The following is an 18,551-nucleotide window of genomic DNA, read 5'->3' as shown; positions in this document are numbered from 1 at the left end:
CCATGGTAGGCTGGCAGCCATGAGACACGCAATCACCGTCCTTGCCGCCACTGTCCTGCTGTCGGCCTGCCAGACTGCACCTCCGCAAGGGGAGCGCAGGCCTTCGCCAGCGGAGCGCATTCCCTCTGGCACGCCGGCCGCGCTACAGCTTGCCGCCAACATCGACGCCTACAAGTCGCTGGTGGCGCAGCAGATCATGGCGGCCAACGGCGCCTACATGTTCAGCGGGCGCCTGCCGCCCATGCTGCCGGCCATCGTCGTGCTCGACCTGAGCGTGGGCCCAGACGGCGAGCTGAAAAGCGTGCACGTGCACCGTTCGCGCGACAGCGAAGCCTCGGCCGCCGCGCTGGCCGCCGTGCGGCGCGTGCAAACCCTCTTTCCGCCGGCGGCACACCTGATGCGCCGCCACGCCAAAACCTTCGATTTTTCCGAAACCTTCCTCTTCAACGACCAATACCGCTTCCAGCTGCGGACATTGTCAGGTCCGCAGTAAACGCGGCGGCATCGAGCTCGATGCGGTCGCGTCCCCGCTCCTTGGCCAGGTACAGGGCCGCATCGGCGCGCGACAGCAATTCTTCCAGCCCCTCCACCACCGATGCCTGGCAAGCGACGCCGATGCTGACGGTACACGAAGGCAGTCCCGCATGACTGGACTCGCGCAGCAAGGCGCGTATGCGTTCAGCCACGCCCAAGGCATTATGTACAGGCATATCCGGCATCAGCACGACGAACTCCTCGCCGCCGAAACGCGCCACGCAATCCGATTCGCGCAAGGCGCCTTTGATAACGGTAGCCACATGCGCCAGCACCTGGTCTCCAACCGCGTGGCCGTGGCGGTCATTGATCGATTTGAAGTAATCGAGGTCGATGCTGAGCAGTGTCAACGGCACACGGCGGCGGCGCAGATTATCTATCTCGCGCGCATAGGCATCGCCAAAGCCGCGCCGGTTCAGCACCTGCGTCAGCGGATCGTGGGTCGAGCGGCGCTCCAGTATCTGCTGCAGGCGGCGCGTCGCCACCGTCATGAAGCCCACCGTCAGCAGCAGCGCCATGAAATTGGCGACCGCCAGATAGATGCCGGCCGGCGTGCCGGCCACCGCCAGGTTCACGCTGGCGCCGCCATGCAGCAACGCCGACACGCCGCGCGCCAGCACCACGACAGCTTGCATCAGCATCAGCGCACCAAAGAAAAAACTCGAAAAATGGCGCTCGCCATGGCGCCATACCAGCTGCACCTGGCGCGCATAAAGCAGGAAGACCAGCAAAGAGAAGACCGCCACGCGCGCCGAGAAGTCGGGGTGCACCAGCAGCCACCAGCTATTGCCGGCGATGGCCAGGGCAAGTATCAGCAGATAGGCGCGGCGACTCGTCGCCAGGCCATAGAATTTCTCCGTGCCCAGCATCGACAGGCCGATGCCGGCCACCAGCGCCGCATTGGCCGCGATCATGGACAATGCCGGCGGCAGCACCTCGCGGGTGCCGAACAGCAGGGATGCGCACACCAGCAACAGCAAACCGGCGGCCCAATGTCCCAGACCATGCACCTCGCGCCGGAAACTCCGATACACCGAGAACATGACAATGCTCATCGCCCCACACATCAGGGTCGTCATCAGCATGATCGTTCGTGGATCGAGGGTTTGCACGTTGGGCGCGATCTAAAAGAAACAGTTCGGCAATTTTAGTTTAGTTGAAGGAAAATTAGTTCATTTGCGGTAAATATGATGGCACAGCGCCAATATTAGTGGATTAGTTGCATTTAAGAAGTGGCATCTTGAAATGAAAAACCGGCCATAACGGCCGGTTTCTGACTTAGCGCATGATCATCATGCGGCGCTAGGACGCTTAGGCCCCGTGGCTTTCTTTGGCGCCGGCAGCAGTGTCAAGCTGACGCCAGGAACACGGTCGCCCTGCAATACGGTGGCAAACGTCATCAGCTCGTCGCGGCGGAAGGCGTGGATCGCCACCCTGGCGCCGACGGCGTAACGGCCCAGCAAGGTATCCAGGTTGGTGCCCGTCACGCGCAAGCCATCGACCGCCACCAGCACGTCGCCCGCCGACAGGCCGGCCACATGGGCGGCGCCGCCCTGGTGCACCTGCGCCAGTTTGGCGTCGTTGCCGTCGCGGCCCAGGTTGACGTCGAGGCTGGGCTTTTCCGCCCTGCGCTGGTCACTGTATTTCACGCCGAACGGCGCCAGCAGGCGCGCCAGCGGCACGTCGTCCGTGCCGCGGATGTAGCGCTCGAAGAACGGCTTCATGCGCGTGCCGGAGACCTCATCGAACAGGGCTTCGACTTCGGCCGGCGTCACGCCGCGCGCTTTACCCTTGTAGAAATCGCGGCCGTAGCGCTGCCACAGCGCCTGCATCACGTCGTCCAGCGATTTCTCTCCATTCGTCTTGCCGCGGATCGTCAGGTCGAAGGCCAGCGCGATCAGCGAACCCTTGGTGTAGTAGCTGACGATGGCGTTCGGCGCGTTTTCATCCTGGCGGTAGTACTTGCCCCAGGCGTCGAAGCTGGAATCGGCCACGCTTTGCTTGCTGCGGCCACTGCCACGCAGCACACTGTTGACGGTCTTGCCGAGCAATTTGAAATAGGCCGCCTCATCGATCAAGCCCGCGCGCACCAGCATCAGGTCGTCGTAATAACTGGTGAAGCCTTCGAACAGCCACAGCAGCGGCGAATAGCTTTCCGCCTGCAGGTTGTACGGCGCAAAGGCGGCCGGCTTGATGCGCTTGACGTTCCAGGTGTGGAAGTACTCATGGCTGCACAGGCCGAGGAATTTCAGGTAGCCCTCGCCGATCTCCGTGCTGCTTGACGCCGTCGTCGGCAAGTCGGCGCGGGCGCAAATCAGCGCCGTCGAGGCACGGTGTTCCAGGCCGCCGTAACCATCGCCGACGGCCATGGTCATGAACACATAGCGGTCCATTGGCGCTTTTTTTGTCTTCGGCTCGAAGAAGGCGATCTGCGTTTCGCAGATGGCTTTCAGGTCGCGGCACAAACGCGGCAAGTCCAGGTTCGGCACCTTGCCCGTGACGACGATATCGTGCGGCACGCCATGCGCCTTGAAAGTGGCCAGCGCGAAGTCGCCCATTTCCACCGGATGGTCGATCAGCTCATCGTAGTTGGCCGCCTGGTAGCTGCCGAAACCATAGCGCTTCGCCTTGAGTTCCGGCAGGGTGGTGGCGACCCGCCAGGTCTTGCAGGCCGCATCCTTCGGCTGCACGATGTGCACCTCGTGCGGCTCGGCCTCCTGGCCCAGTACGCGCAGGAACACGCTGGTGCCGTTGAAGAAGCCGTGATTCTGGTCCAGGTGCGCGGCGCGCACGGACAAATCCCAGGCGTAGACGTCGTATTCGACCGTCAAGGCGCCCTTGCACGGCGCGGCTTGCCACGAATGCTTGTCCAGCTTGCTCAGCGCCACGGCCTTGCCCTCGGACTCGGCGCGGATGCTGACGATGTTGCGCGAAAATTCGCGGATCATGTAGCTGCCCGGGATCCAGGCCGGCAAGGACAAGACCTGGCCGATGGCGGCCGGCGACTTGACCGTCAAGGTGACCTTGAACATGTGGCCAGCCAGGTCGGAGGCGGCGATGCTGTAGATGATGCCGGCGGCGGGCGCCTTGGCGATGCTTTTTTTAACTGGAGCTTTTTTCATGTTTTCCTTGTGTCTGGCATGGATGTTCTAAAGTTGCCCGGGCGCGCCATGCACCGGCGACAAATCGTCAGGTGTATCAATATCGCGCAAGATGCCGCTGTCGTCCACTGTCACTTCGCATACGGCATGGCTGTTGACGATACTGCGCGCGCCCTGGTCGCCATCGAGCGCCAGCAGCAGCGGCAAGTGAAAGGCACTGAACGCGACAGGATTGCCGCGCCGGCCCTGGAACACGGGCACGGCGATGTGCGCGCCATCGCCGATGGCTTGCGACAAGGCGGCGATTGTAGCCGCTTCCACGAAAGGCATGTCGCCCAGGGCGATCAGCCAGCCCGGCGCGCCGCGCACATAGTCGACGGCGCAGGTCAGCGAGGCGGCCATGCCCGTGTCGGCATCATGGCAGACGCGCACCTCGCAGCCCAGCGCGCCGAGTGCGCGCGCCACCTGCGTGTCGTCGACGCGCACCACGGCCAGCACGCGCGGCAAGGCCGCCAGCATGTTCCTGGCCGCCGCCACCACGACCGGCAAGCCCGCGTGCGGGCCTTCCGTCAAAGGTTGCAATAATTTGTTCTGCACGCCGGAAGGATCGAACCTGCGTCCCCTTCCGGCTGCCAGCAAGATGCCGAGCGTACTCAAAAAACTGCTACCGTCATGCGGCCGCCAAATCAAACGGCAGCTTGCGCAGGCGTTTGCCCGTCAGGGCGAACAGCGCATTGGCGAAGGCGGGCGCCAGCGGCGGCACGCCCGGCTCGCCCATGCCCGTCGGCGCGTCGCCCGATGGCACCAGGTGCACCTCGATCACCGGCATGTCGGGCATGCGCGGCACCGGGTAATCGCCGAAGTTCTGCTGCTGCACCACACCATCCTTGAGCGTGATGGCCGCGCCGGGAATGGTCATGCCCAGCGCCATCAGCGCGGCGCCCTGCACTTGCGCCTCGATCGTCAGCGGATTGACGGCCAGGTTGCAATGCACGCCCGCCCATACCTGGTGCAGCTTGGGCGCCCCTTCCACCACGGACGCCGTCACCACGTAGGCGACCACGGAGTTGAACGATTCATGCATGGCCACGCCCCAGGCTTGGCCCTTCGGCAGCTTCTTCCTGCCATAGCCCGACTTGGCCACGGCCAGGTCCAGCGCAGCGATGTGGCGCGTGTGTTTGGCGTCGATCAGCTGCTTGCGGTAGGCGACTGGATCCATCTTCGCCACATGCGCCGCTTCGTCGATCAGGGTTTCCATGACGAAGGCCGTATGCGTCGAGCCGACGGAGCGCCACCACAGCACGGGCACGTTCGCCTTGGCCGTGTGCACGGACAGTTTCATCGGCAAGGTGTACGGCTCGCCCATGCCTTCGACCATGGTGCCGTCGACGCCATTTTTCACCATGAACGCTTCGAACGGCGTGCCGGCCATGATGGACTGCCCGACGATGGTGTGGTCCCAGGCGAGGATCTTGCCCTTGGCGTCGAGGCCGATCTGCGCGCGGTGCACATGCGACGGCCGGTAGTAGCCGCCCCTGATGTCATCCTCGCGGCTCCACATCAGCTTTAATGGACCGCTCTTGCCCGCCGCCCGGTACGCCTTGGCGACATTGACGGCTTCGACCACGTAGTCGGACGAAGGCACGGCGCGCCGGCCGAAGCCGCCGCCGGCCATCATCGTGTGCAGGGTCACCTGTTCGGGTTTCAGGCCGGAGGTGGCGGCAATCGCCGCCTGGTCGCCCGTCTGGAATTGCGAACCGACCCACATCGTGCATTTGTCGGCCTGCAGGTCGACGACGCAGTTGAGCGGCTCCATCGGCGCGTGTGCCAGATAGGGAAATTCGTAGACGGCCTCGATTTTTTTCGGCGCCTTGGACAATGCGGCGACATCGAATGCGCGCGCCACCGTGCCCGGCGTTTTGGCCAGCACCTTGAAGGCCGCCAGTTGCTGGTCGCTGCTGACCTTTTCCACGGCGCTGCTATCCCACTCGATCACCAGCGCGTCACGTCCCTGCTTGGCGGGCCAGTAGCCGTCGGCGATGACGGCCACGCCGCTGCCGCCACGGTCGGTTTTCACCTCCAGCACCTCCAGCACGCCCTTGATGGCTTTCGCCTTGCTGGCGTCGAATTTCGCCACTTTCGCGCCGAACACGGGCGGGCGCGCCACCATGGCCACTTTCGCGCCGGGCGGCTTGAAGTCGATGCCGAACTGCTGTTTTCCCGTGGACTTGGCGGCCGCGTCGAGCCGTTTCACGGGTTTGCCGATGATGGCAAAGTCGCGCGGGTCCTTCAGCTTGACGGTGGCGGGAACGGGCTGGCGCATGGCCGCGTCGGCAAGTTCGCCATACGTCGCCTTTTGTCCGCCGGGGCCGTACAGCACGCCTTTCGCGGCGCGCACCTGGTCAGGGTTCACTTTCCACTGCGCGGCGGCGGCGCCCACCAGCATGGCGCGCGCCTTGGCGCCGATTTCGCGGTACTGCGTAAATGAATGGGCGATGCTGCCGGAGCCGCCCGTCATCTGCATGCCGTAGGCGGCATCCTTGTACTGTTCGCCGGCCGGCGCCAGCGCGCCCGTTACGGTCGACCAGTCGGCGTCGAGTTCCTCGGCGATCAGCATGGGCAAGCTCGTTTGCACGCCCTGGCCGAATTCCAGCCGGTTCACCTGCACCGTCACCGTGTTATCGGGGGCGATGTGCAAAAAGGCGTTCGGCGCATACACGGGCTTGGCGGGGGCGGCATCGGCCGCCTGCGCCAGTTTCCCTGCGCCGGGCAGGAAAAAGCCCAGCATCAAGCCGCCGCCGGCCACCGCGCCGGCCTTCATGAAACCGCGCCGCGAGACGCCATCGACCACGGCAACAGGCGCCGATGCCAGTGCCGCGCCGAGGGTCACGCCACCATGCTGCAATGCTTCCTGATTCAACCATTCGATACGCATGTCGTTCTCCTCAGGCCAGGGTCTTGGCCGCGTCCTTGATGGCTGCGCGGATCCGTTGATAGGTGCCGCAGCGGCAGATATTGCCGCTCATGGCGCCGTCGATGTCGGCATCGCTGGGCGACTTATTCGTGCGCAGCAGCGCCGTGGCGCTCATCACCTGGCCGCTTTGACAGTAACCGCATTGCGGCACGTCGTGGCGCACCCATGCCGCCTGCACGGCCTTGCCCACCTGGTCGTTTTCCATCGCTTCGATGGTGGTGATCTTTTGCGCGCCCACCGAGGAAATCGGCGTGATGCACGAGCGGATAGGCTGGCCGTCGAGATGCACCGTGCAGGCGCCGCACAGGGCCGCGCCGCAACCGAATTTGGTGCCCGTCATGTTCAGGTTATCGCGCAGCGCCCACAGGATGGGCGTGGAAGGATCGGCGTCGACCTGCGTGTCGCGTCCGTTGATATTCAAGGTAATCATCTGCTGCTTCCCCTTTTTTGGATTGTTATGGCGTCTACGAACAACACTTGATGATACGACAGCGGAAAAAAAGTACAAAAAAAAGCGCGCCTTGCGAGGGCGCGCCGTCCAGCCTTCCTGGCGACAGCCCGGATTACTTAATGGTCGAGAATTTCTGTTCCAACGTTTTCGCGTCGACTGCGCCCGGAATGCGGCTGCCGTCGGCAAAGAAGATGGCCGGCGTGCCCGAGACGCGCAACTGCTGGCCCAGGGCCAGGATTTTTTCATGCGGGTTGGCGCAAGTGGCGGCCACCGTAGCCGGCGCCTTGCCGTTCAACATCCAGTCATCCCAGGCCTTGTTGCGGTCAGGTGCGCACCACACATTGCGCGACTTGACGATGGAGTCCGGCGACAGGATGTTGTACATGAAGGTGTAGACGGTGACGTTGTCGATTTCCTTCAGCGCGTTCTGGCGGAATCGCTTGCAATAGCCGCAGTTCGGATCTTCGAACACGGCGATCACGCGCTTGCCGTTGCCCTTGACGGATTTCATGGCCGAGTCGAGCGGCAGGTCGGAGAACTTGATGCGGTTGACTTCGTCCAGGCGCACCTTGGTCAGGTCCTGCGAGGTCTTGGCATCGAAGACGTGGCCCACGAACAGGTATTGCGCGGCCTTGTCCGTGTACAGGATGTCGCCACCCGTGCGCACTTCGTACAGGCCGCCGTACGGCGTTTCCTTGACCGAATCGACCTTGGCGCCTTCGCCCAGGCGCGGCTCGATCAGCTTTTTGATGCTCGCTTCCGTTGGCGTTTCCGCGCCGGCGCACGACATCATCAGGCCCGAGGCCATCAGCAAGGCGATTTTGCTCATGCTTCTGTTCATTGTTATCACTATCACTTCTCCACTTGAAACGCCTGGCGGAACTGGCACCTGGCCCGACGTCGTTATCTCTTTGATAAAACGATCGCCGCAGACCAGCTGCGGCGACCTTGAATTTTCACTGCTACCATTATCCAGCGATATCTTAAGACTTACTGATTTTCACTGATGCCCCAATGCGTGCGAAATCATTTTCCGCTTCAGGGCCGGTAATTTATCCAGCAAGTTTAATCCCAAATTGCGAACCACGCGCAGCGGCTCCAGATCGGCGCCGAATAATCGCGCCAGGCCATCGGTGGCCAGCTGCATCAGCAGCACGTCTTCCTTGCGCGCGCGCGCATAGCGGGCCAGCACGCGCTCGTCGCCGATGCCGCGGTGCGCCTCGCGTTCGCTGATCGTCTTGACCAGCTGCGCCACGTCGGCAAAGCCCAGGTTCATGCCGTGGCCGGCCATCGGGTGCACCACGTGGGCGGCGTCGCCGACCAAAGCCACGCGCGGCGCCACCATGGCGTGCGGGCGCATCAGGGTCAGCGGGAACGCGCGCACCAGTTCCGGCTGCAACGGCGTGAGTTTACCCAGTTTGTCGTGGCAATAGGCGGCCAGGCGCGCGGCCAGCGCGTCGGCCGATTCGGACATCAAGGTATCGGCCAGCGCATCGGGCGCCGACCAGACCAGGGAAACGCGCTCGCCCGGCAGCGGCAGCAGCGCGACGATGCCTTCGCTGCCCGTAAACCACTGGTGGGCCGCGCCATGGTGCGGCTTTTCGCAGGCGAAGTTGCTGACCACGCCCCGCTGGCCATAAGAGCGGTAATCGAGGCCGATGTCGCACTGTCCCCGCACCCACGATTGGGCGCCGTCCGCGCCCACCACCAGCGCGCAGGTGATGGTGTCGCCCCCATCGAGGTGCACGATGGCCGAGTCGTTCGTCCATTCCAGGCGACTGGCACGGCCCTGCAGCACGCTGACGTTCGGCGCGAATTTCAGGGCGGCGTCCAGCGCCTGGCCCAGATTGCGGTCTTCCACGATCCACGCCAGGGTATTCACATGGGCGCCGTAGGCGTCGAAACCGAGTCCGCCCGCCTGCGCGCCGTCACCGTTGACCAGCATGGCGTCGACGGGCGCCACCCTGTCGGCCTCCAGGGCGCCCCACACCTTCAGCGACGACAGCAACTGGTGCGCCGTGTAGTTGAGCGCATACACGCGCACATCCCAGCTGGCTTCCACCGGCTTGGCGATGGGTGCCGGAGGACTCGCCGGGGATAACAGGGTGACGCTTTGTCCTGCCTGGGCAAACGCCAGCGCCGTGGTTTTCGCGATGGCGCCGTTGCCGACGATGCAAACGTCGCTGTGGCTGTGCATGAAGCGCCGCATGGTAGGGGGAGTGGGACTGTTCATGCGCTCATTATAGCGTTTGCCGCCCCCGTTTCAGCATGCGCGTGCGCCAGCGCAAACGGGGAAAAGCCAAAGATTTGAACTATTCTTGATCCTGGCGCAGAAATGCCCACGCCCGCTCCAGCACTTCGTCACGCCCCGCGCGCAAGCCGGCCACGCTGGGCGCGACCATGATATCGGGCTGCACACCCACTCTTTGCAGTTGGCGCCCGTCGGCATGACGCACTTCCAGCCCCGAATACCAGACATGGACTTTTCCAGGAAGCACCACCTCGCGCAAATCGCCATCCGCGCCCGCGCTGGGCGTACCGATGAAGGTGACGGGAGTGGCCGCCTCGACCGCCAGCGCCAGATGCTCGGCCTGGCTTTGCGTGTGTTCGTTGATCAACATGACGACCTTGCCCTGGTACAGAGGAGCGCGTGCGGGGAGCAGAAAGTCGGGATACGCCAGTTGCACGCCGTAACTGGCCTCATGAGCCGTCACCAGCGGCTGGTAGTTCATGGCAAAGATACTGGCGTCATTGACATTGAGCCGTTCCGCTATGGCGCGGCCCGTGCCATGCGGATAGCCGCGCATATCGAGTATGAGGGCGCGGCTGCCTTTTATCTTGTCAAACATGACGTCCACCTCGCCCGCTTGCAAGCGGTCCAGATCGACGTAGGCAATGCCCTTGTTCACCGAGATCATCGGGCGTGCGTGGCGCGGTGCCAGCGCATCGTCCAGCGGCGTAGGCTGCAGCACCACCTCGCGCCGCTTGCCATCGCCGCCATCGACCTGCAAGGTCACGCTGGCGCCGGGCAAAAAGGTCAGCATCTCGGCCATGGCCTTGCGCCAGCGTCCCGCTTCGTTCGAGGCGGCCGTCGCGGCGCGCAACCGCGCCAGACGCGCGCCCACGTACTCGCCATCGATTTGCACGATATCGTCGCCCACCTTCAGCAGGCCCGAACGCAGCAAGGCGGGATCCGTTACGTTGGCAACCAAGATGTCATCATCGATGGCGGCAAGCACCACGCCAATGCCGTGCGTGCGGCTATTCCCGCCCAGCGCCCGGCTGCCCACACCGACATGACTGTCATCCAGGCTGGCCGCCATCTCCTGCAGGATCACGCCATACTCGCGCGCATCGCGCACCTGGGCCATCTTGTACAGGCAGCGCCGCAAGGCGTCATCCCAAGAACTGCTCATCAGGCGCTTGGCCGGAAAGTAATTGTCCATCGTGGCCCACAGCTTGATGGCGGCCAGCATGCGCCACTCGCGCTCAGGCAAGCGCATGTCGCGATACGGTTCGTCGTCGTGGCGCACCGGATACAGCGCAGCGGATGCCGGCGGCGATATCACCGGCGTCGATGGCTGCGCCAGCAGCGCCAGCGCCGCCTTGACGGGCGCGCTGGCCGGCCCGGTGGCGCGATCCATGCGCAAGGTGCGGTCGGCGGCCAGCACGGCGGCGCTGCCGTCCGGCCAGGCCAGCTGGCCGGACGCGAATTCGACGCGCAAGCCGTCGCCTATCGACAACGTTTGCACCGGACCGGCGCGGCTGCGCCAGGCGCCCTCCTCGGCCACGATGCGCGCGCGGCCGGTGCGCTGCAGCGCCAGCACGGCATGCGGCACCGTCTGCGTGTCATTGACGATGAAGACCATGGGCAGCGCCCGCGCCCCAGGCGCCGGCTGCAGCCGTTGCGTCTCCATCTGCATGAAACCCGCCGTCATGCCTTCCCATTGCCCGGGCTTATTCGGGCGCGGGCCGGTGGAAAAGCGATAGCGCTCGGCCGGCAGCAGCAAGGGTTCGGCGATCAACTGCGCCAACACGGCATGCAGCATGGCTGGCGATGGCGCGCGGGAAAGCTCCCTGCGCGGACGCAAATCAAGTACGACTTGCCTGGCCCTGGCTGGCAGCGGCGGCGGGCCGCCATCCCGCATGCCCGGATGCAGATGTAGCAGCGCCGTGTCGCCGGGCAGCCATTCCAGCACATCGCCATCGGCCGGCCAGCGCACGTACGCCGGCGCCTCTGCTCCGATGCGCAAGGCCTCATCGTGCAGCGGCGCCATCAGGGTCGCGATGGCAAGCCGCAAGCTGGGTTCATCGTATTCGTCTCGCAGTTGGGGCAAGGCCGCCACCAGCGCGCGGTCCCAGTCGATACGGTCGTCAGCCAGTGCCGGATGCGTGGTGCGGGCCGCGCTCCACAAGCGCGCCAGCGATACGATATTCTCGTCGCCCGCCTGTGCCGGCGCTACGGCGCAAACCAGCACCGCTCCCAGCAAGCCCGCCAGGACGCGCCGCGCGCGCCCATTTTCTACCGCCATGCATTGCATCGCCATCCCGGTTTCCCTGTTCCGCCATTGAAGCCAACGCCTGCGCCGCACATAAAAAAACCGGCTAGCGCCGGTGTGTACATCGCGATGCGAATTGACTGGTTTGATAAGGAATTGATTATCAAACAATAATACTACGCACGCAAGAGCGTTCGCCTGCAGCGCTCCCCTCCATGGCTACACGGTACATCCCTATCTAAAAAGGCAGGTGCACCCAGAAAATCCAGGAAAAGTCACATCTGGCCCTTGCATTCGCGTTTTGATCTGCTATAATTCGCCACCTTGGCCTGGTAGCTCAGTCGGTAGAGCAGAGGATTGAAAATCCTTGTGTCGGTGGTTCGATTCCGCCCCGGGCCACCAAGAATTCGTAATACGTTCAAAAACGCCACCTTCGGGTGGCGTTTTTGCGTTTATCGTCCCATCCCGCTTTCACGCTGCGCATCGCGCTGCCGCGCCAGCGACAAGGCCTTCTGCGGCTCTTGATTCAATGAATCCAGCAACGCGACCACGGCCTGCTCGATGGCTTGCCATTCGTGCAGGTGGCTGCGAAAGTAGCTGACTCGGATATGAGAATTTCTCAAGCCATGCAGGAAAATATCGTGCGAGCAGCGGGGATTAATGAGCAACTTACCGCGCTTCTTCAACGCGTTCGCCCTTTCCGTACCGGGATCGGGAAAAAAATCCGGGTCGCAGACAATCTGCGTTTCTATCCGTTTGCGCGATGGGTATAGATACAAGTCCTTTTCATAAAATACCGTGATCACATCTTCCCGCACGCGCTGCGGCAGATCGTTGTGCTCATAGCGCAGCAAGCCATGACGTGACGCCATCTGCTTGCGATTCGGCATCCAGATCGAGCTAAAGCGCTGGGCAAGCTGATACTTTTCGGCCAGCGTATTGGCGTCAAAATGCTGCACCAGAATGGAAACTTCATTCTGATAACTGATCCAGATAGGGGTATTGTCTTCTGGTGCATTAAATGGCAGTAACTTACCGCCGTCCCACCCAGCCTCAAGATGCAAGCCATCATTAACAATCCCATCTTGCTGATACCAAATCTGTTCATACTTCGGAATATAGTTCACAGGAACAAGAAGATAATTGCCGTGTAGCTTCATGCGCAGTTCCGTTGGCGGTGCTTGGCGTGGGGACACACACCAGGCCAGGGCAGCCAGACAGAAAATGCCGAGCAATATCCTTGTTGTCAAATGTCGCTTGCGCGGGGACGGTTGCGTCATCTCACTTCCCCGGCATCAGATGAGAGAGGTCCTGCGGATGTTTGTCCATCGGACGCAGACGTTCCAGGCGGAACAGCCTGTCCAGATCCAATTGCTTGCGCAGCCGCTCAGGCGCCACGTCCATGCCGAAGCTGCCATCCATGGCGGCCGGGTAATCGAAATGCATGCGCGACCAGGCGCCATTCGCGTAGCGCCAACTGCCGATCTTGTCCGCGTCGGCATAGGCCTGGAATGGATCGAGGGCGTAGCCTGACGTGAGCACGCCAATTTTTCCCAGCCAGGCGGCATGCTCCGTGGAATTTACTCCGTTCAATAACGCGCGCCCTTCCGACTGCAAAACACGCGATGCATTGACATAAAAGCGCTCATCGAGCATGGCCTGCCAAGCTTTCTCCGCGCCTGCGACATCATGGGCATTCAGATAAGGAGACAGAGGAACATGCGCGGTCCACGCATAGGCATCCAGGTCAAATTTGGTAAATGTATCGACGTGATATCGAGCGATATCTTTCACCGAAAGCGGCGCGATTTTCCCCAGTGCCATCGACTTCGCCAAATTCAGTTCACGATATTCAAGATCAGCCCGCATCAGCTCGATGCCAAACTGATGCCAGTCGCGCTCGCTCATTACTCGCCCAAGCTGATCTGCCCGCATCTGTGCATAACCGTTGGCAATGACGCCGCTGATGGTGTCATTGCGCACGACACCCAGTGCCAGCCGCGCATAACGGTCGCCGCCGGCGGCCAGATAGTTCCAGTAGGCTTCACGGTTGCCCTGGGCCGCGTAGAAGCGCAGGATTTCCATGTCGCGCGCGACCTTGTTTGCGTTTGCCGCCACGCCTTTGACGGCAGTGGCCGGCGCGGTGCGCGCCAGCATGGCAGGCGCCGTCTCGATCGCCGCCGTTCGCGCCTGCAAGGACGAATGCCGGGCCAGCGCCAGTTCATTGCGCGCTAGCCACATGGCGACCTTGGGGCCGAGCCGCGCATTGTGCATGGCGGCGCCGAGTATGGCTTGCCGCCGCATGCTGCCATGGCGTAAACCGAGGCTCACGCTGCGCAGCATGGCGGTGACGGCGAGCGCATGGCCATGGGCGAAATCGGCGGCAACCATGCTGGCATGGGGCGCTGGGCGATGCAAGTCAGACACAACAAAGCGGGTGTCCGCAGGATCAGCCCCCCATAGTTTGCCTAAGCCCATGCGGTAAATGCTGCCGGCGTCGCGCAGGCCGGCAACCATGGACTTGCCCATGGTGCCCGCGTTGAACACCTGCACCAGCAAGGCTTCCAGCGCCGCCTGCGATGCCAGCGTCGCCATGCCCATGCACAAGGCGACATCATGGCAAATTTCGCTCAGCTGTGGCCATATGGTGGCAATATCGACCTGGGAAAACTGCAGGCGCAAACGCTTGAGCGCTGGATCTTTGGCGTAATCGAGCGCCTGCAGCACGCGACGCGAGCGGTTCTCAGAACGCATCAGGACAGCGGTATCATGCCTTGCATGCAACAGATGGCGCCGCAGGTCACGCTCGGCTTGCTGATCGAGCGCCACCAGCATGGCATGCAGGCGCGAGCGGTCGTAGGGAAGTATCGTCATGGCATGCCCGATGGGAAGATTCCCACAGCATGCCGCGCTGGGCTGTGCCGACGTTGAGCAGCCTCAGCGATTGCTCTTATTTTCTTGCTTGCAGCATCTGCATTCGTGTCTCAACGCTGCAAGCGCGGCCTTACCACATCAAATCATCAGGAATCTGGAACGCCGCATACGGATCGTCCTCGTCCACTTGCGTGCTGGCCTGTTTCACGCGCACGACGATGGCGGGATCGCGTTCGGCGATCTTGTCGGCGATGATGCGCGGCACCAGTTCCACGGCGCCGCCCAGGCAGATGATCACCAGGCGGCCCGCCACCAGGTGGGCTTGCACGGCGGCCGTGACGTAGATGCGCTCGATTTTGTTGTTAAACGTGAAGTTGTACGGCAGCTCGCCGTGGTTGCCCTTGCTCTGGCGGTTCTTTTGCACCATTTGCGCAATCTGCGCCACGATGGCCTTCTGATTGGCGGCCGCGTCGCGCTGGGCGTTCAGTTCGCGCGCGCGTTCAGCGTTCTTGCGCTGGGTCTCGAGCGCGGCCAGACGCACCTCATCGACACTTTGCGTGCCGCTCTTGCGCTCGTCCTTTTTTTGCTTGCTCTTGTCCTGGTTGGCCAGCTTGACCTTCTTCTTGTCGACCAGGCCGGCCTTTAAAAACTGCTCTTGCAACGAGACCATAACTACTCCGTATTGAGGGTGCGCCGGCCAAGGCAGCGGCATCGGCCGGTGGAAAGACGCTAGCATAGCAAAAAACAGGACCGCTGCCGCCGCAGAATGACCGCCCGGGCCAGCCGACGGGCGCCTTGTGCCTATCGGTAACAAAAAGACACACACGAGTGGAAATTTTGTTGATAAATGTCATATAGTTAGTTACGTTCTGCATATCGGCAGTGAGCTGCCGATTGCATGTCCCCTTCCATCGCCTGCGTCTACAAGGATTTGCCATGAAACAATTAATCGCCCTCTGCATCGCTGCCGCGTTTGCCAGCACCGCCTTTGCCGCCGCACCGGAAGCGGCCCCAGTCGCCAAGACGGCGCAACAGTCGAAAATGACTACCTGCAATGCCGATGCCGCCGGCAAGAAAGGCGATGAGCGCAAAACCTTCATGAAGGAATGCCTGAGCGCCAAGCCGGCACCGGCCATGACGCAGCAAAACAAGATGAAAACATGCAATGCCGACGCCAAGGACATGAAGGGCGACGCTCGCAAGGCATTCATGAAAGAATGCCTGAGCGCGCCAAAGAAATAAGCGCCGGTTCGAAGCGCCAGTGGGCGCTTCACCCCACAGCGCCAGCCGACAGGCTGGCTTTTTTTTGTTCCGAATATGGAGTTCCCTTTTGCCCTATCGCCTGCCCCCTTCCTCTGCCAGCAGCCTGCTGACCACCGCCTGCCTCGCCATCGTCCTGGCCGGCTGCCACACGGCCACGCCGACGCCGGTCGCGGCAGCTGCCGTGCGCGTGCCGGCCAGCATGCCGGCCGGCTGCACCCAGCCAGCCTGGCCCCCGGGCGAGAAACGGCGCGGCGCCCAAGGCAGAGTGACCTTGCACTTCACGGTGGAGGCGGATGGCCAGGTCAGCGCAGCGGCTCTCATCCGCTCCAGCGGCTATCCCGCCCTCGACGAGGCGGCCCGCGATACGCTGGCCAAATGCGTCTTCCAGCCGGAAACGCTGGATGGCAAGCCCGTCGCCAGCAAGGTGATCATGCCCTACCAATGGATCAATGAATCTGAACGCTGAACGCCGGCAATCATGATGAATGATCAAGATGACATGGAGAAAGATAGCGCGTAGTATTTAGTCAACCTACTGCTCAGTACGGTTACACGGCATTCTGGAGAAAGGACGGCAGCGTGGCGGCGTCGAACGATCTCGCGCACTGGCGCGGCCAGGTCTTTGACCGCCTGCTGCAGGTGGTGCTGCTGCTTGGCTGCGTGACGGCCATTCCCAGCGCGTTGCTGGCCGCGAGCGAAGCCATCTGGTCCATCGTCGCCCTCGACTTGCTGGCCATCGGCTGGATCGGCGTCATCTGGCATCTGCGCGCCATGCCCTACCGCTGGCGCGTGTGGCAATTTCTCATCGTCGCCTACCTGGTAGGCGTGGGCCTGCTGCTGAAAATCGGCCCCGTCAGCCAGATCTACATGATGCTCATGCCCGTGCTGGCGGCGCTGCTGCTGGGCATGCGGCCAGCCTTGTCGACCCTGGCCCTGACCTCGCTGACCATCTTTTTCCTCGGCCTGCACCCGGACGTCGCCCTGCACCTGCCGGGCACGCCCGATTCTCCCGTGCTGCGCGCACTGATCGTGGCCCTGAACTTCCTGTTTATCGCCGCCGTGCTGACCCTGTCCTGCGCCTTCCTGCTGCGCCACCTGGAAGACAGCAGCCAGACCCTGTCGCAGCTCAACGCCGAGCTGCGCCTGACGGCCACGGCGCTGGCCCGCCTGAACGACATGGTGATGATCGCCGAAGTGCTGGACGGCCCGCCCGGCGCCGGCGCCGGCACGGTATCGGCCACGCGCATCATCTTCGTCAACGACGCCTTCAGGCGCAGCAGCGGCTATGCGCGCGCCGAGGTGCTGGGCCGCAGCCTGCTGTTCCAGCAAGGCCCCGCCACCGATGCGGGCGAACTGGCGCGCATCGCCGCCGCCATGGCCAGCGCCCAGCCGGCCAGGGCGGAGTTACTGAACTACAACAAGGCCGGCAAGGCGTACTGGGTCGAAGCGGAACTGGTGCCGTTTACGGATGCGGACGGCAGGCAGACGCACTGGGTGGCTGTCGAACGCGAAATCGACGAGCGCAAGCGATCGGAAGCGGACATCCACCGCCTGGCCTTCTACGACGTGCTGACGGGCTTGCCCAACCGGCGCCTGCTGATGGACCGCATCGCCCATTTGCTGGCCGCCGCGCCGCGCGACCAGTCCATCAGCGCGCTGATGTTCATCGACCTCGACCACTTCAAGCACATCAATGACGCGCGCGGCCATGCCACGGGCGACGCGCTGCTGCGCCTGGCGGGAGAACGGCTGGCGCAGCTGATGCGCAAGGCCGACACGGTGGCGCGCATCGGCGGCGACGAATTCGTCGTGCTGCTGGCGCACCTGGCCGATGATTTGCACGGCGCGGCCCATGCGGCGGCCCAGGTGGCCGAGAAAATCCGCACCGCCATCGCGCGCGACTTCGATATCGAGGGGCAGTCGTATCATTGCAGCGCCAGCATCGGCGTGACCCTGCTGCCGAAAGCGGGCCAGCAGGCGCACGACCTGCTGCGCGAAGCCGATATCGCCATGTACCGCGCCAAGGCGGAAGGGCGCAACGGCATCGCCTTCTTTGAAGCGGCCATGCAGGCGGACGTGGAGCGTCGCCTGACGCTGGAACGGGCGCTGGCGCGCGCCCTCGACATGGGCCAATTGTGCATGCACGTGCAGCCCCAGGTCGACCGCGATGGACGGGTCACGGGCGCCGAAATGCTGATGCGCTGGCCGCAGCCGGACGGCAGCTTTATCGCACCGGGCATCTTCATCCCCATCGCCGAGGAATCGGGACTGATCGTCAGGCTGGGGCACTGGGCCCTGCGCGAAGCGTGCCGCGCCGCCAGGGTGCTGGCGCAGGCTGGCCGGCCCGTCGCCCTGTCCGTGAATGTGAGTCCGGCCCAGTTTCGCCAGCCCGATTTTTCCTCCCGCGTGCGGGCGGCGCTGGCCGAACACGGCACGCCGGCCGCCGCCCTGATCCTGGAACTGACGGAAGGCTTGCTGATCGACCAGCGCGACGCCTCGCTGGCGCGCATGCGCGAACTGGCAGCCCTGGGCATCCGCTTTTCCATCGATGATTTCGGCACCGGCTATTCCAGCCTCTCCTACCTGACCTCGATGCCGCTGTACGAACTCAAAATCGACAAACGCTTCATCGACGACACGCCGCGCGACACGGCCATCGTGCAGGCGATCCTGGCCATGGCGCGCCACCTGGGCTTGCGCGTGGTGGCCGAAGGCGTGGAAACGCAGGAGCAGGCCGACTTCCTCGTCGCCCACGATTGCGACGGCTTGCAGGGTTACCTGTATGCGCGGCCGATGCCGCTAGCCGACTTTCTCGCCTGGCTGGCCAGGCAGCAAGCTTAGCTTTCCGACATTTC

Annotated in this window: 15 protein-coding genes and 1 tRNA gene; 5 read left to right on the top strand and 11 right to left on the bottom strand. The window is 63.3% G+C overall.

Annotated features, from left to right (window positions below; genetic code table 11):
- Positions 1 to 19: 19 nt before the first annotated feature.
- The gene (locus K0F86_RS24250; RefSeq protein WP_219136703.1) at positions 20 to 493 is read left to right on the top strand and encodes a hypothetical protein; all 474 of its coding nucleotides are present in this window, start codon (positions 20 to 22) and stop codon (positions 491 to 493) included.
- On the opposite strand, the gene K0F86_RS24245 is transcribed toward K0F86_RS24250, so the two are convergent.
- From K0F86_RS24245 to K0F86_RS24210, 8 genes are all read right to left on the bottom strand, one after another.
- Entirely contained in the window at positions 444 to 1,619 is a 1,176-nt protein-coding gene (locus K0F86_RS24245) for a GGDEF domain-containing protein (RefSeq protein WP_219136702.1), read from the bottom strand. The two genes, K0F86_RS24250 and K0F86_RS24245, sit on opposite strands and share 50 nt — an antisense overlap.
- A gap of 207 nt (positions 1,620 to 1,826) precedes the next feature.
- A complete protein-coding gene (locus K0F86_RS24240) occupies positions 1,827 to 3,656 on the bottom strand; it encodes a M61 family metallopeptidase (RefSeq protein WP_219136701.1) in 1,830 nt (609 codons plus the stop codon).
- 27 nt (positions 3,657 to 3,683) lie between these two features.
- Positions 3,684 to 4,292 carry an NTP transferase domain-containing protein gene (locus K0F86_RS24235; protein ID WP_219136700.1) on the bottom strand — a complete coding sequence of 203 codons (609 nt, stop codon included), beginning with the start codon at positions 4,290 to 4,292 and terminating at the stop codon, positions 3,684 to 3,686.
- A 13-nt stretch (positions 4,293 to 4,305) separates the two neighbouring features.
- Positions 4,306 to 6,570, bottom strand: a complete 2,265-nt coding sequence (locus tag K0F86_RS24230; protein WP_219136699.1) for a xanthine dehydrogenase family protein molybdopterin-binding subunit — start codon at positions 6,568 to 6,570, stop codon at positions 4,306 to 4,308.
- A 10-nt stretch (positions 6,571 to 6,580) separates the two neighbouring features.
- A complete protein-coding gene (locus K0F86_RS24225; protein WP_070292451.1) occupies positions 6,581 to 7,039 on the bottom strand; it encodes a (2Fe-2S)-binding protein in 459 nt (152 codons plus the stop codon).
- 133 nt (positions 7,040 to 7,172) lie between these two features.
- A complete protein-coding gene (locus K0F86_RS24220; protein ID WP_242428528.1) occupies positions 7,173 to 7,889 on the bottom strand; it encodes a DsbC family protein in 717 nt (238 codons plus the stop codon).
- A gap of 171 nt (positions 7,890 to 8,060) precedes the next feature.
- The gene (locus K0F86_RS24215; protein WP_257572338.1) at positions 8,061 to 9,293 is read right to left on the bottom strand and encodes an FAD-dependent monooxygenase; all 1,233 of its coding nucleotides are present in this window, start codon (positions 9,291 to 9,293) and stop codon (positions 8,061 to 8,063) included.
- Between the two features lie 79 nt (positions 9,294 to 9,372).
- A complete protein-coding gene (locus K0F86_RS24210; protein ID WP_219136698.1) occupies positions 9,373 to 11,592 on the bottom strand; it encodes a S41 family peptidase in 2,220 nt (739 codons plus the stop codon).
- Positions 11,593 to 11,885: 293 nt separating this feature from the next.
- On the opposite strand from K0F86_RS24210, the gene K0F86_RS24205 reads away from it, so the two are divergent.
- Positions 11,886 to 11,961 (top strand) — tRNA-Phe (locus K0F86_RS24205).
- Positions 11,962 to 12,011: 50 nt separating this feature from the next.
- Here K0F86_RS24205 and K0F86_RS24200 read toward each other — a convergent pair.
- The 3 genes from K0F86_RS24200 to K0F86_RS24190 form a co-directional block, all read right to left on the bottom strand.
- Complete coding sequence (locus K0F86_RS24200) at positions 12,012 to 12,839, bottom strand: hypothetical protein (protein WP_219136697.1); 828 nt, start codon at positions 12,837 to 12,839, stop codon at positions 12,012 to 12,014.
- A gap of 1 nt (position 12,840) precedes the next feature.
- Positions 12,841 to 14,433 (bottom strand): DUF6861 domain-containing protein, encoded by a 1,593-nt coding sequence (locus tag K0F86_RS24195; RefSeq protein ID WP_219136696.1) that lies wholly within the window; start codon positions 14,431 to 14,433, stop codon positions 12,841 to 12,843.
- A 130-nt stretch (positions 14,434 to 14,563) separates the two neighbouring features.
- Positions 14,564 to 15,103, bottom strand: a complete 540-nt coding sequence (locus K0F86_RS24190; protein ID WP_096233723.1) for a DUF2058 domain-containing protein — start codon at positions 15,101 to 15,103, stop codon at positions 14,564 to 14,566.
- 266 nt (positions 15,104 to 15,369) lie between these two features.
- On the opposite strand from K0F86_RS24190, the gene K0F86_RS24185 reads away from it, so the two are divergent.
- The 3 genes from K0F86_RS24185 to K0F86_RS24175 all read left to right on the top strand — a co-directional run bounded on the left by K0F86_RS24185 (position 15,370) and on the right by K0F86_RS24175 (position 18,537).
- Positions 15,370 to 15,675 (top strand): PsiF family protein, encoded by a 306-nt coding sequence (locus K0F86_RS24185; RefSeq protein ID WP_219136695.1) that lies wholly within the window; start codon positions 15,370 to 15,372, stop codon positions 15,673 to 15,675.
- Between the two features lie 88 nt (positions 15,676 to 15,763).
- The gene (locus K0F86_RS24180) at positions 15,764 to 16,162 is read left to right on the top strand and encodes an energy transducer TonB (protein ID WP_219136694.1); all 399 of its coding nucleotides are present in this window, start codon (positions 15,764 to 15,766) and stop codon (positions 16,160 to 16,162) included.
- Positions 16,163 to 16,275: 113 nt separating this feature from the next.
- Positions 16,276 to 18,537 (top strand): bifunctional diguanylate cyclase/phosphodiesterase, encoded by a 2,262-nt coding sequence (locus K0F86_RS24175; protein WP_219136693.1) that lies wholly within the window; start codon positions 16,276 to 16,278, stop codon positions 18,535 to 18,537.
- The last annotated feature ends 14 nt before the right edge of the window (positions 18,538 to 18,551 follow it).

Source organism: Janthinobacterium sp. UMAB-60, assembly GCF_900095235.1.
GTDB lineage: Bacteria > Pseudomonadota > Gammaproteobacteria > Burkholderiales > Burkholderiaceae_D > Janthinobacterium.
This window is presented reverse-complemented; position numbering and strand designations above follow the sequence as displayed.